General features: G+C 44.8%; 7 protein-coding genes, 2 tRNA genes and 2 rRNA genes. All 11 read right to left on the bottom strand.

Features of this window, described 5'->3' with window-relative positions:
* Window positions 1-22: 22 nt before the first annotated feature.
* Window positions 23-2953: ribosomal RNA gene (locus tag MHH65_RS00055) — 23S ribosomal RNA — on the bottom strand.
* A 98-nt stretch (window positions 2954-3051) separates the two neighbouring features.
* A tRNA-Ala gene (locus MHH65_RS00050) sits at window positions 3052-3127 on the bottom strand.
* 14 nt (window positions 3128-3141) lie between these two features.
* Window positions 3142-3218, bottom strand: a tRNA-Ile gene (locus tag MHH65_RS00045).
* Between the two features lie 95 nt (window positions 3219-3313).
* Window positions 3314-4862 (bottom strand): 16S ribosomal RNA (locus MHH65_RS00040).
* Together the 16S and 23S rRNA genes with 2 tRNA genes alongside form the textbook arrangement of a ribosomal RNA operon.
* Before the next feature lie 364 nt (window positions 4863-5226).
* Window positions 5227-7731, bottom strand: a complete 2505-nt coding sequence (gene gyrA / locus MHH65_RS00035) for a DNA gyrase subunit A (protein WP_024424078.1) — start codon at window positions 7729-7731, stop codon at window positions 5227-5229.
* A 232-nt stretch (window positions 7732-7963) separates the two neighbouring features.
* Window positions 7964-9880, bottom strand: coding sequence for a DNA topoisomerase (ATP-hydrolyzing) subunit B (gene gyrB, locus MHH65_RS00030; RefSeq protein WP_024424077.1), 1917 nt, complete (start codon window positions 9878-9880; stop codon window positions 7964-7966).
* A gap of 57 nt (window positions 9881-9937) precedes the next feature.
* Window positions 9938-10183, bottom strand: a complete 246-nt coding sequence (locus tag MHH65_RS00025) for an extracellular matrix/biofilm biosynthesis regulator RemA family protein (RefSeq protein ID WP_056766786.1) — start codon at window positions 10181-10183, stop codon at window positions 9938-9940.
* A 17-nt stretch (window positions 10184-10200) separates the two neighbouring features.
* Window positions 10201-11313, bottom strand: coding sequence for a DNA replication/repair protein RecF (gene recF / locus MHH65_RS00020; RefSeq protein ID WP_024424075.1), 1113 nt, complete (start codon window positions 11311-11313; stop codon window positions 10201-10203).
* 16 nt (window positions 11314-11329) lie between these two features.
* Window positions 11330-11545, bottom strand: coding sequence for a S4 domain-containing protein YaaA (gene yaaA, locus MHH65_RS00015; protein ID WP_008360916.1), 216 nt, complete (start codon window positions 11543-11545; stop codon window positions 11330-11332).
* Between the two features lie 150 nt (window positions 11546-11695).
* Window positions 11696-12832, bottom strand: coding sequence for a DNA polymerase III subunit beta (dnaN, locus tag MHH65_RS00010; RefSeq protein WP_024424074.1), 1137 nt, complete (start codon window positions 12830-12832; stop codon window positions 11696-11698).
* 196 nt (window positions 12833-13028) lie between these two features.
* Entirely contained in the window at window positions 13029-14369 is a 1341-nt protein-coding gene (dnaA, locus tag MHH65_RS00005) for a chromosomal replication initiator protein DnaA (RefSeq protein ID WP_024424073.1), read from the bottom strand.

The raw sequence follows: 14369 nt of genomic DNA, 5'->3' as shown, positions 1-14369 counted from the left end.
GTTCATGCTTCACATTAGAATATAGGTTAAGTCCTCGATCTATTAGTATCTGTCAGCTCCACGTGTCACCACGCTTCCACCTCAGACCTATCAACCTGATCATCTTTCAGGGATCTTACTTCCTTGCGGAATGGGAAATCTCATCTTGAGGGGGGCTTCATGCTTAGATGCTTTCAGCACTTATCCCGTCCGCACATAGCTACCCAGCGATGCCCTTGGCAGAACAACTGGTACACCAGCGGTGCGTCCATCCCGGTCCTCTCGTACTAAGGACAGCTCCTCTCAAATTTCCTGCGCCCGCGACGGATAGGGACCGAACTGTCTCACGACGTTCTGAACCCAGCTCGCGTACCGCTTTAATGGGCGAACAGCCCAACCCTTGGGACCGACTACAGCCCCAGGATGCGATGAGCCGACATCGAGGTGCCAAACCTCCCCGTCGATGTGGACTCTTGGGGGAGATAAGCCTGTTATCCCCGGGGTAGCTTTTATCCGTTGAGCGATGGCCCTTCCATGCGGAACCACCGGATCACTAAGCCCGACTTTCGTCCCTGCTCGACTTGTAGGTCTCGCAGTCAAGCTCCCTTGTGCCTTTACACTCTGCGAATGATTTCCAACCATTCTGAGGGAACCTTTGGGCGCCTCCGTTACATTTTAGGAGGCGACCGCCCCAGTCAAACTGCCCACCTGACACTGTCTCCCTGCCCGATAAGGGCAGCGGGTTAGAAGGTCAATACAGCCAGGGTAGTATCCCACCGATGCCTCCACCGAAGCTAGCGCTCCGGTTTCCAAGGCTCCTACCTATCCTGTACAAGCTGTACCAACATTCAATATCAGGCTGCAGTAAAGCTCCACGGGGTCTTTCCGTCCTGTCGCGGGTAACCTGCATCTTCACAGGTACTATAATTTCACCGAGTCTCTCGTTGAGACAGTGCCCAGATCGTTGCGCCTTTCGTGCGGGTCGGAACTTACCCGACAAGGAATTTCGCTACCTTAGGACCGTTATAGTTACGGCCGCCGTTTACTGGGGCTTCAATTCGCACCTTCGCTTACGCTAAGCGCTCCTCTTAACCTTCCAGCACCGGGCAGGCGTCAGCCCCTATACTTCGCCTTACGGCTTCGCAGAGACCTGTGTTTTTGCTAAACAGTCGCCTGGGCCTATTCACTGCGGCTTCTCGGGGCTTTAACACCCTAAGAAGCACCCCTTCTCCCGAAGTTACGGGGTCATTTTGCCGAGTTCCTTAACGAGAGTTCTCTCGATCACCTTAGGATTCTCTCCTCGCCTACCTGTGTCGGTTTGCGGTACGGGCACCTCTCACCTCGCTAGAGGCTTTTCTTGGCAGTGTGGAATCAGGAACTTCGCTACTAAATTTCGCTCGCCATCACAGCTCAGCCTTCACGGGAAACGGATTTGCCTATTTCCCAGCCTAACTGCTTGGACGCGGATATCCAATACCGCGCTTACCCTATCCTCCTGCGTCCCCCCATTGCTCAAATGGTGAGGAGGTGGTACAGGAATATCAACCTGTTGTCCATCGCCTACGCCTTTCGGCCTCGGCTTAGGTCCCGACTAACCCTGAGCGGACGAGCCTTCCTCAGGAAACCTTAGGCATTCGGTGGACGGGATTCTCACCCGTCTTTCGCTACTCATACCGGCATTCTCACTTCTAAGCGCTCCACCAGTCCTTCCGGTCTGGCTTCACAGCCCTTAGAACGCTCTCCTACCACTGTTCGTAAGAACAGTCCGCAGCTTCGGTGATACGTTTAGCCCCGGTACATTTTCGGCGCAGAGTCACTCGACCAGTGAGCTATTACGCACTCTTTAAATGGTGGCTGCTTCTAAGCCAACATCCTGGTTGTCTAAGCAACTCCACATCCTTTTCCACTTAACGTATACTTTGGGACCTTAGCTGGCGGTCTGGGCTGTTTCCCTTTCGACTACGGATCTTATCACTCGCAGTCTGACTCCCAAGGATAAGTCATCGGCATTCGGAGTTTGACTGAATTCGGTAACCCGGTAGGGGCCCCTAGTCCAATCAGTGCTCTACCTCCGAGACTCTTACCTTGAGGCTAGCCCTAAAGCTATTTCGGAGAGAACCAGCTATCTCCAGGTTCGATTGGCATTTCACCCCTACCCACACCTCATCCCCGCACTTTTCAACGTGCGTGGGTTCGGGCCTCCATTCAGTGTTACCTGAACTTCACCCTGGACATGGGTAGATCACCTGGTTTCGGGTCTACGACCACGTACTCATGCGCCCTATTCAGACTCGCTTTCGCTGCGGCTCCGCATCTTCTGCTTAACCTTGCACGGGATCGTAACTCGCCGGTTCATTCTACAAAAGGCACGCCATCACCCGTTAACGGGCTCTGACTACTTGTAGGCACACGGTTTCAGGATCTATTTCACTCCCCTTCCGGGGTGCTTTTCACCTTTCCCTCACGGTACTGGTTCACTATCGGTCACTAGGGAGTATTTAGCCTTGGGAGATGGTCCTCCCGGATTCCGACGGAATTTCACGTGTTCCGCCGTACTCAGGATCCACTCTGGAGAGAACAACATTTCAGTTACAGGGCTGTTACCTTCTTTGGCGGGCCTTTCCAGACCTCTTCGCTTATATCGTTCCTTTGTAACTCCGTATAGAGTGTCCTACAACCCCAAGAGGCAAGCCTCTTGGTTTGGGCTGTTCCCGTTTCGCTCGCCGCTACTCAGGGAATCGCATTTGCTTTCTCTTCCTCCGGGTACTTAGATGTTTCAGTTCCCCGGGTATGCCTTCTCATACTCTATGTATTCAAGTATGGATACTACTCCATTACGAGCAGTGGGTTTCCCCATTCGGAAATCTCCGGATCAAAGCTTGCTTACAGCTCCCCGAAGCATATCGGTGTTCGTCCCGTCCTTCATCGGCTCCTAGTGCCAAGGCATCCACCGTGCGCCCTTTCTAACTTAACCATTTCTTACTTTAGAAAGAATCACTATGTGTGATGAACTTTGCATTGCATTCAATGTGAATGTATTACTTATTGTTATCTAGTTTTCAAAGAACACGTTGGTGGAGCCTAGCGGGATCGAACCGCTGACCTCCTGCGTGCAAGGCAGGCGCTCTCCCAGCTGAGCTAAGGCCCCGATTTAATAGAAGATGGTGGGCCTGAGTGGACTCGAACCACCGACCTCACGCTTATCAGGCGTGCGCTCTAACCAGCTGAGCTACAGGCCCATCTTTCATATCGAAGATATGATGTTGTAGGATCTTTTGCAAGTTCCTTCAAAACTAAACAAGACGAAAACGTACGCTGCTCCATATATCCTTAGAAAGGAGGTGATCCAGCCGCACCTTCCGATACGGCTACCTTGTTACGACTTCACCCCAATCATCTGCCCCACCTTCGGCGGCTGGCTCCATAAAGGTTACCTCACCGACTTCGGGTGTTGCAAACTCTCGTGGTGTGACGGGCGGTGTGTACAAGGCCCGGGAACGTATTCACCGCGGCATGCTGATCCGCGATTACTAGCGATTCCAGCTTCACGCAGTCGAGTTGCAGACTGCGATCCGAACTGAGAACAGATTTATGGGATTGGCTAAACCTTGCGGTCTTGCAGCCCTTTGTTCTGTCCATTGTAGCACGTGTGTAGCCCAGGTCATAAGGGGCATGATGATTTGACGTCATCCCCACCTTCCTCCGGTTTGTCACCGGCAGTCACCTTAGAGTGCCCAACTGAATGCTGGCAACTAAGATCAAGGGTTGCGCTCGTTGCGGGACTTAACCCAACATCTCACGACACGAGCTGACGACAACCATGCACCACCTGTCACTCTGTCCCCGAAGGGAAAGCCCTATCTCTAGGGTTGTCAGAGGATGTCAAGACCTGGTAAGGTTCTTCGCGTTGCTTCGAATTAAACCACATGCTCCACCGCTTGTGCGGGCCCCCGTCAATTCCTTTGAGTTTCAGTCTTGCGACCGTACTCCCCAGGCGGAGTGCTTAATGCGTTAGCTGCAGCACTAAGGGGCGGAAACCCCCTAACACTTAGCACTCATCGTTTACGGCGTGGACTACCAGGGTATCTAATCCTGTTCGCTCCCCACGCTTTCGCTCCTCAGCGTCAGTTACAGACCAGAGAGTCGCCTTCGCCACTGGTGTTCCTCCACATCTCTACGCATTTCACCGCTACACGTGGAATTCCACTCTCCTCTTCTGCACTCAAGTTTCCCAGTTTCCAATGACCCTCCCCGGTTGAGCCGGGGGCTTTCACATCAGACTTAAGAAACCGCCTGCGAGCCCTTTACGCCCAATAATTCCGGACAACGCTTGCCACCTACGTATTACCGCGGCTGCTGGCACGTAGTTAGCCGTGGCTTTCTGGTTAGGTACCGTCAAGGTGCGAGCAGTTACTCTCGCACTTGTTCTTCCCTAACAACAGAGCTTTACGATCCGAAAACCTTCATCACTCACGCGGCGTTGCTCCGTCAGACTTTCGTCCATTGCGGAAGATTCCCTACTGCTGCCTCCCGTAGGAGTCTGGGCCGTGTCTCAGTCCCAGTGTGGCCGATCACCCTCTCAGGTCGGCTACGCATCGTCGCCTTGGTGAGCCATTACCCCACCAACTAGCTAATGCGCCGCGGGTCCATCTGTAAGTGACAGCCGAAACCGTCTTTCATCCTTGAACCATGCGGTTCAAGGAACTATCCGGTATTAGCTCCGGTTTCCCGGAGTTATCCCAGTCTTACAGGCAGGTTACCCACGTGTTACTCACCCGTCCGCCGCTAACATCCGGGAGCAAGCTCCCTTCTGTCCGCTCGACTTGCATGTATTAGGCACGCCGCCAGCGTTCGTCCTGAGCCAGGATCAAACTCTCCGAAAAAATACAAAACCGAAGTTTTGTTTTTCGCCAGTTTGACTGACTACCTATGAAGTTTCATAGGATTTTTTTATAAAAACTCGAATTAACAGGTACGTTTTGTCTTGTTTAGTTTTCAAAGAACTTGTTTGTCACTCTCTTAAAGCGACCACTTAAATATATCATATATCTCTATCAACAGTCAACATTTTTCTTGAAAAACATTTTATTTTTTTAAGAAGTTTCCACTGTAAAAGAGATAAAAAATAGAGCCTCTTTTTGCTCCTTTGAAAGATTAACACATATCTATGAAAAAAGCATTATAAATTTCAAAAAAACATGAGTTTTTTTAGAAAAAAATAAAGCCGGTGAAAAACCGGCTTTATTTTTACTCAGATTGCTCTTGATCTGACTCTATAGTTTCTACGTTTTCTTCACTATTCTCTTCATCATCTTCTTGTGATTGTTCAACTAATGCCACTGTAGCGACATGTTCATCATCACCTAGACGAATCAGGCGGACACCTTGAGTGACTCGACCTGTTGTTGAAATATCTGAAACGGCCATACGAATGATCACGCCGCTTCCTGTAATAATCATCAAGTCCTCTTCAGCTTCAGCATTCGTCGCCTTCACTGCGACAAGCGGACCGTTGTTGTCAGTGATTTTACATGTTTTAAGACCTTTACCGCCCCTACTTTGAACACGGTATTCTTTTTCAGGTGTTAACTTACCATACCCTTTTTCGGTGACGATCAATACGTTTGCATCTGGCTCAAGGATTTCCATCCCAACGACGATGTCATCTTCAGAAAGCGTAATTCCTTTCACGCCAGCTGCCGTACGCCCCATTTCACGAACATCTGTCTCGTCGAAACGAATCAGCATACCTTTTTTCGTTCCAATGATGATTTGTTTTTCTCCATTGGTTAAACGGACAGCCATCAGTTCATCTTCGTCACGAAGACTTAATGCGATAAGTCCATTGTTTCGAATGTTGGCAAACTGAGACAATGAGGTTCGTTTTGATACACCATGTCTTGTTGTAAAGAAGAGATACGAATCTTCATCAAATTCGCTTACCGGAATAATGGCATTAATCCACTCTCCCTTTTCTACTTCAAGCAGGTTAATAATCGGAATCCCTTTCGCTGTCCGTCCGAATTCAGGAATCTCATATCCCTTCGCACGATAAACCTTCCCTTTATTAGAGAAGAAGAGGATTGTATCATGGGTAGATGTTGAAATCAGCTGTTCTACGAAATCATCCTCATTGGTTCCCATCCCTTGAACACCTTTACCGCCTCTTTTTTGACTGCGGTATGTTGATGCAGGCAGACGCTTGATATAACCATTATGAGTCAGCGTAATCACGATGTTCTCAACAGGAATCAAATCTTCGTCTTCAATTGTTTCAATACCCGCTGTCACAATTTCAGTACGGCGCGTATCATTGAAACGTTCTTTGATTTCTGTTAATTCTTCTCTAATGATTTCAAGAACTTTCTCATTGTCTGCTAAAATGGCTTTCAACTCAGCAATCAAATCAACAAGTCCTTTGTATTCTTCTTCTATCTTTTCTCTTTCCAAACCAGTTAAGCGCTGAAGACGCATATCAAGAATGGCCTGTGCTTGTTTTTCGGACAAGCTATAGTTCTCCATTAAGCCATTTCTCGCGATTTCAGCAGTTTGAGAGCTTCTAATTAATGCAATGACTTCATCTAAGTGGTCAAGGGCAATTCTTAAACCTTCTAGAATATGAGCTCTTGCTTCGGCTTTACGAAGTTCATATGCTGTTCTTCTGCGAATAATCACTTTTTGATGCTCTAAATAATATTCAAGACATTGTTTGAGGGACAAGACTTTCGGCTGTCCATCAACTAGTGCCAATAAGTTGATCCCAAATGACGTTTGAAGTGTCGTTTGTTTATAAAGATTGTTTAATAGAACGTGGGCGTTCGCGTCTCTTCGCAGTTCAATCACGATCCGCATTCCATTACGATCAGACTCGTCACGGAGATCTGTAATGCCATCGATCTTTTTATCGCGCACAAGATCAGCGATTTTTTCGATCAAACGTGCTTTATTGACCTGATATGGAATTTCATTAATGACAATCCGCTGCTTACCGCTGGATGTTTCTTCGATGATAGACTTTGCACGTAATGTAATAGAACCTCGGCCTGTTTCATATGCTTTGCGGATTCCGCTTCGGCCAATGATTTGTCCCGCAGTTGGGAAGTCTGGTCCTGGAATGATCTCCATTAGTTCCTGTGTAGTCATTTCTGGGTTTTGACTTATCGCCAGTACCCCATCAATCACTTCACCTAGCTGGTGAGGCGGAATGTTTGTTGCCATCCCTACAGCGATACCTGTTGCCCCGTTGACTAATAAGTTCGGGAAACGAGCAGGCATGACGATTGGTTCTCTTTCACTGCCATCGTAGTTATCTTGATAATCAATCGTATCCTTAGTGATATCACGCAGGATTTCCATTGAAATTTTAGATAGACGCGCCTCAGTATAACGCATTGCCGCTGCACCGTCTCCATCGACAGAACCAAAGTTCCCGTGGCCTTCAACCAGCATATTTCGATAGTTGAAGTCTTGCGCCATACGAACCATCGCTTCGTATACAGCGCTGTCACCGTGAGGGTGGTACTTACCGATAACTTCCCCAACGATACGTGCAGATTTCTTAAATGGTTTATCACTTGTCATACCTAGGTCATTCATCGCATACAAAATTCTTCGATGCACGGGCTTCAATCCGTCTCGCACATCTGGTAATGCACGCGAAACAATAACACTCATTGCATAATCTAAAAAGGACGTACGCATTTCTTGACTAATATTTACTTCGCGTACATTTGGTGTATGTTGTTCACTCACTATAAGAACCTCCCTTTACGTATCACATGAAATAAATTATGTGGGAGTAAAATATGTATTTATCTTCACAAGACTATTCTCCATTATATCAATAATCTCGGCTTTATACACATTTATTTACTAGAAAATCAACGAAAACACGGAAAACCAGGACATTCGTTACACGCCCCTATTTCTTGAAAAACAACCTTATTCCAAACAAGAAATAAGGTTGTTCTCAGGAGGGATCTATCTAAATATCAAGGTTTTTCACGTATTGCGCATTTTCTTCGATAAAGTTTCGTCTCGGTTCTACTTTATCTCCCATCAGCATTTCAAATGTCTCATCAGCATCGATCGCATCCTCAAGTGTGACTTGAAGAAGTGTTCTCGCATCAGGGTCCATTGTTGTTTCCCAAAGCTGAGCAGCATTCATTTCTCCAAGACCTTTATAACGCTGAAGTCCAGGCTTTGGTGTTTGAGGAAGTGATTTTAACAGCTCATCCAGCTGTTTATCGTTATACACGTACTCCACACGTTTTCCTTGCTGCACTTTATATAAAGGCGGCTGCGCAATATACACATAACCGTTTTCAATGATTTCACGCATGTAGCGATAGAAGAATGTTAAGAGCAGCGTTCGAATGTGTGCTCCATCCACATCGGCATCTGTCATGATCACAATTTTGTGATAGCGTGCTTTCTCTAAAGTAAAGTCTTCTCCGATTCCAGTTCCTAACGCTGTAATCATTGAACGAACCTCGTTGTTCGATAAAATTTTATCTAAACGAGCTTTTTCTACGTTTAGGATCTTCCCTCTTAACGGTAAGATCGCTTGGAAGTGGCGATCACGGCCTTGCTTAGCAGATCCGCCCGCAGAATCTCCCTCTACAATATAGAGTTCAGAGATGGAAGGATCTTTAGAAGAACAGTCCGCTAGTTTCCCAGGTAAGCTGGAGACTTCCAGTGCACTTTTACGTCTTGTCAGCTCACGAGCCTTTTTGGCAGCCATTCTTGCACGAGCCGCCATCAGTCCTTTTTCCACAATTTTTTTCGCAGAATCAGGATTTTCAAGCAAGAATTTCTCAAGTGCTTCAGAGAAAAGGGAGTCTGTGATGGTTCTCGCTTCTGAGTTCCCAAGCTTTGTCTTCGTTTGTCCTTCGAATTGAGGGTCTGGATGTTTGATGGAGATAATGGCTGTTAAGCCTTCTCGCACATCTTCACCACTTAAATTCGCATCCCCATCCTTGAATACGCCATTTTTACGAGCATAGTCATTGATGACACGCGTTAGACCGGTTTTAAAACCAGCTTCATGTGTTCCGCCTTCATACGTGTTGATATTGTTGGCGAAGGAATAGATATTGCTTGTATAGGAATCGTTATATTGTAATGCTACTTCAACCGTGATTCCGTCTTTCTCACCTTCGATGTACACAGGCTCTTCATGAACGACTTCTTTTGAGCGGTTTAAATGTTCTACATAGCTCTTAATACCGCCTTCGTAGCAGTATTCATTTCTCCGCTCTTTGCCTTCACGCAAGTCTTCTATGATGATGTTTACACCTTTTGTTAAGAAGGCTAACTCACGAACACGGTTAGCAAGTGTATCGTAATCAAATTCAATGGTTTCCGTGAAAATTTCTGGATCTGGCACAAAGTGAGTGGTTGTCCCGGTTACATCAGTTTCACCAATAACCTCTAAATCTCCCACTGGAACGCCGCGTTTGAACTGCTGATAATGGATTTTCCCGTCACGGTATACAGTCACGTCTAAGGTAGTAGATAATGCATTTACAACAGATGCCCCTACACCATGCAGACCGCCTGATACTTTATAACCGCTGCCGTCAAATTTACCGCCAGCGTGAAGAACAGTCATAATGACCTCTACGGCAGGACGCCCCATTTTCTCATGAATTCCAACAGGAATCCCGCGGCCATTATCTTTTACTGTAATGCTGTTATCTTTTTCAATTTGCACTGTAATGTCTGTACAATAACCAGCTAATGCCTCATCAATACTGTTGTCGACAATTTCCCATACAAGATGGTGAAGCCCTTTTGCATTGGTTGACCCAATGTACATTCCTGGACGTTTTCTAACAGCTTCTAATCCTTCAAGCACCTGTATCTGATTTTCATCATAACTATTATGTTGCTGTTCCATTGCCACGTACATTCACCTACACTTTTCTTAAACGATATATTTATATGAATTGAGTTTTTAGACTTCAATTTCAACCACAAACGAAGCACGTTTTTTGAGCGTGCTTGAGGAAAGAGGAGAGTAATAAACAGATTCAGTTGTGACGACAATGGATTTGGGTGTCCCTTGTGATAACGAAATGATATGTTTCTCTTGTTTTTGTAGAAATTCTTCTACAACAGAAGACGACCTCATTTTGTAATCAACAATTGCGACAATCTCTCGTGTAGAAACAACACAATCATCACCTAAATGAATATACAAGACTCACACCTCATTTATCAGTCAATTACTTTTCCACTGGCTACTCTGAAAATTTCCGCTTCTTTCAGGGTGGCGTGATCAATGCCTTCAACACTTGTTGTGGTGACGAAGGTCTGTACACGTCCCTGAATGGTATGGAGCAAATGAGACTGTCTGTAATCATCAAGTTCAGATAACACATCATCAAGTAGAAGAATAGGATATTCTCCGATTTCTTCATGTATCAGATCAATTTCTGCCAGCTTTAGTGAAAGAGCTGTTGTTCTTTGCTGCCCTTGAGAGCCATATGTCTGAACATCCCGACCATTCACAAAGAAAAGCAGGTCATCTCTGTGAGGTCCCCACAGTGTCACCCCTCGGTCGATTTCTCTCTCTCTTAGTTTCTGAAACGATTCTTCATAGCTATTCTTTATTTTCGACAAGTCTGACGCTTCTGATACCTCTATTGCCGTCTGGTATTGGAGCGTAAGTGTTTCTAGCTCTCTAGAAATCCCAAAATGCAGCGGCTGCGCCCATTTTTCGAGCTGTTTCGTAAAAGTCAGTCGTCTTTTGACCACTTTCGCTGCCGCATCAATCAACTGCTCTGTTAAAATCTCCAGCATCGCTTGATCCGTTTGCTTTCTTGTCTGCAATTGTTTCAAGTAATGATTCCGCTGAGAGAGGATTTTTTGATAGAGCGATAAATCATGCAAGTAGACAGCAGAAACTTGTCCAATCTCCATGTCGAGGAATCTTCTGCGGATTTGCGGGCTGCCCTTCACAAGACTTAAGTCCTCTGGCGCAAACATAATGGTGTTTAACGCACCAACATAATGACTGAGCTTCTGTTGTTCAATGTGATTGACCTTGCCCTTTTTCCCTTTTTTTGAGATCACGAGCTGCATTGGGAGTGGACCATTTTTTTTAATGACTCTACCTTCTATTTTAGCATAGTCTTGGTCCCATCGGATAAGTTCTTTATCATTTGACGTACGATGAGACTTTGCCATCGACAATACATAGATCGCTTCCATCAAGTTCGTTTTACCTTGGGCATTCTCACCGATCATGACATTCACCTTATTGTCGAATTGAAGCTCGGTGTGTTCATAGTTTCGGTATGAAGTTAACGCCAGACTTTGAATGTACATGTATTGTCACCCGTTTCTAATTCACAACTTGAAATGTGCCGTAACCTTCAATCTCGACAACATCTCCTGGGTATAGTTTGCGTCCCCGTCTATTATCTGGCTCTTGATTAATGAACACCTCATGTTCACTTAAAAACCATTTCGCCATTCCGCCAGATTGGATGACTTCGGCTAATTTCAAAAACTGCCCTAATGTAATCATTTCTGTTTCAATGGTTATAAGATTAGGCATTGTATCGACCTCTTTCAATATCACTAATATCTAATTGTACTAAAAAACAAGACAAGAAGGAAAGGGGGAAAGCGAACTGGGATGAAAGAAAGCATGGAAAACGAGAAGAAAAGCTGCTGTGCACTCACACAGCAGCCATTTTAGATTGAATTAATACGTTCTTACCGGAAGAATCAATTGCAAGATAGAATCATCATTCGGCGTACGCAGCAGGAACGGTCTCATTGCACCAGTGAAGCTTACATGAATATCTGTTCCCTCTAATACTTTTAACGCATCCAGCATATATTTTGGACTGAAGGAGATTTTAAGATCTTCCCCTTTAATGTCATCTGCTTGAACCGTCTCCACCACTTTACCGATCTCAGGCGAATTAGAAGAGATTTCAAGGCTTTGTTCAGGATCAGCTGACAGTTTCACGACATTATTACGTCCTTCTCTTGCCAAAAGTGATGCACGATCAATGGCTTGAAGGAACTCTTTCGTGTTGACCACGACATCCGTTTTACTTTCTTGCGGGATCAGACGGGCCGTATCTGGATAATTTCCATCCAGCAACCTTGAGAAGAACAGTACGTTTTGTGCTTTAAAAAGAACTTGGGTTTCTGTAATGACGATGCTCACAAGATCTTGTCCATCATCAAGAATTTTACTTAGCTCAGTTAAACTCTTCCCTGGAATCACGACATTATACGAACTTTCCTCGTTAATATCTAACTTCGCTTTTCTTAAAGCAAGACGGTGGCTATCCGTTGCTGTGCATATTAATTCACCTTTTTCAACCTTCCAGTTTACACCTGTCAAGATAGGTCGTGTTTCTGAGGTGGACACTGCAAAAACAGTTTGACGAATCAAGTTTTTAAGCAGATCTGTCGGAATTTGAAATGCATGATGCTCTTCAATTTGTGGAAGATGCGGATATTCTTCAGCATCTAAGCCGTTTAAGTTAAATTCCGCTGAACCAGAGCGGATGATAGTCAGGTGATTTTGTTCTACTTCAATTTCGACAGTAGACATAGGCAGTTTCTTTACAATTTCACTAAAGAAGCGGGCTTGAAGCACAATACTTCCCGGACGATCAATGGTGATAACCTCTAAATCTCCATCTCTTTGAGGAATGAAAGATTCAATTGAGATATCAGAATCGCTTCCTGTTAGAGAAACCCCTTCATCAGACGCAACAATTTTAATCCCTGTCAAAATAGGAATCGTTGTTCTAGAGGATACGGCCTTTAATACATCTTGGACACTTTGGACAAGACGATCTTTTTGAATCGTGAATTTCATAGTGGTCCTCCTAAATTTTCTTAATGACATGTATATATATTTTATTAATAAAAATCGTAGAAGTAATAGTAGGGCTTGTGAATATGTGGATAAGTCGAGAAAAAGAAAGGAAAGACAGCCTATCCACATGTGGACAGACTGTGTATGACTATGCTCTAGTTATTCACATTTTCCCGTACTCATTATATCAGCTTGATTATTTTAATTGTTCTTTGATCTCTTTGACATGCTGCTGAAGCTGTTCATCTTCAACAATTAATTTCGAAATCTTTTCATGAGCATGAATGACAGTCGTATGATCACGACCGCCAAATTCTTCTCCGATTTTAGGCAGAGAGGAATCGGTCATTTCTCTAGAGAGGTACATGGCAATTTGTCTTGGATAAGCAACTGACTTTGTACGTTTCTTTGCTTTGAAATCCTCTAATCGAATATTAAATTGCTGCCCTACAATTCTTTGAATATCTTTAATTGTAATGACCTTAGGCTTTGATGAAGGAATGATGTCCTTTAGCGCCTCAGCTGCTAGATCTGCATTAATGTCTTTATTAATTAAAGATGAGTAAGCAACGACACGAATCAAAGCACCCTCCAGCTCACGAATGTTGCTGTCGATTTGATTGGCAATGTACAGCATGACTTCATTTGGAATGTCTAAGCCTTCTGCCTTTGCTTTTTTTCGAAGGATCGCGATACGCGTTTCTAGATCTGGCGGGGTAATGTCTGTAATTAAGCCCCATTCAAATCGAGAGCGTAATCTGTCTTCAAGTGTCGGAATTTCCTTCGGAGGCCGGTCACTAGAAATGACGATTTGCTTACTTTCTTCGTGAAGTGTGTTGAATGTATGGAAAAACTCTTCTTGTGTTTGTTCTTTTCCTGCTAAAAATTGAATATCATCTATCAAAAGCACATCTACATTCCGATAGCGGTTACGGAAGTCGACAGCTTTGTTATCTCGGATTGAGTTGATAAATTCATTAGTAAATTTTTCAGATGATAGATAGACCACTTTGGCTGATGGATTATGGTCGATCACGTAATGACCAATCGCATGCATCAAGTGAGTCTTTCCTAAACCAACGCCCCCATAAATAAAAAGCGGGTTATATGCTTTTGCTGGTGCTTCCGCGACTGCAAGTGAAGCGGCATGAGCAAAACGGTTGCCTGAACCAATAACAAAAGTATCAAATGTATATTTTGGATTCAGCATATTTTGTGGAATGTCAACGGGCTCTTCTTTAGACATTTTTTTGATAGGAGACTTTGGCATGGCTTCCTCTTCATCCTGATTTTGAGGAATAATAAATTTAATGCTGAGCTCTTCACCTGTTAGTTCATAGATGGTATCAGCAATTAAGTGAAGATATCTTGACTCTAGCCAATCTCTAGCAAATTCATTAGGTGCCGTAATTGTAAGCGTATCTCCCTGAAGAGAATGGGCTTTTGTCGATTTCATCCATGTCTCAAAACTGGGTTTGCTCAATTTTGTCTCTATTTTTTGAAGTGCTTTATTCCACAGATCCAAAATATTTTCCAT

Source organism: Bacillus sp. FSL L8-0654, assembly GCF_038629965.1.
In the GTDB taxonomy this organism is placed as follows: domain Bacteria; phylum Bacillota; class Bacilli; order Bacillales; family Bacillaceae; genus Bacillus; species Bacillus safensis.
The sequence above is the reverse complement of the archived record's forward strand: the minus strand, read 5'-3'. Positions and strand labels throughout refer to the sequence as shown.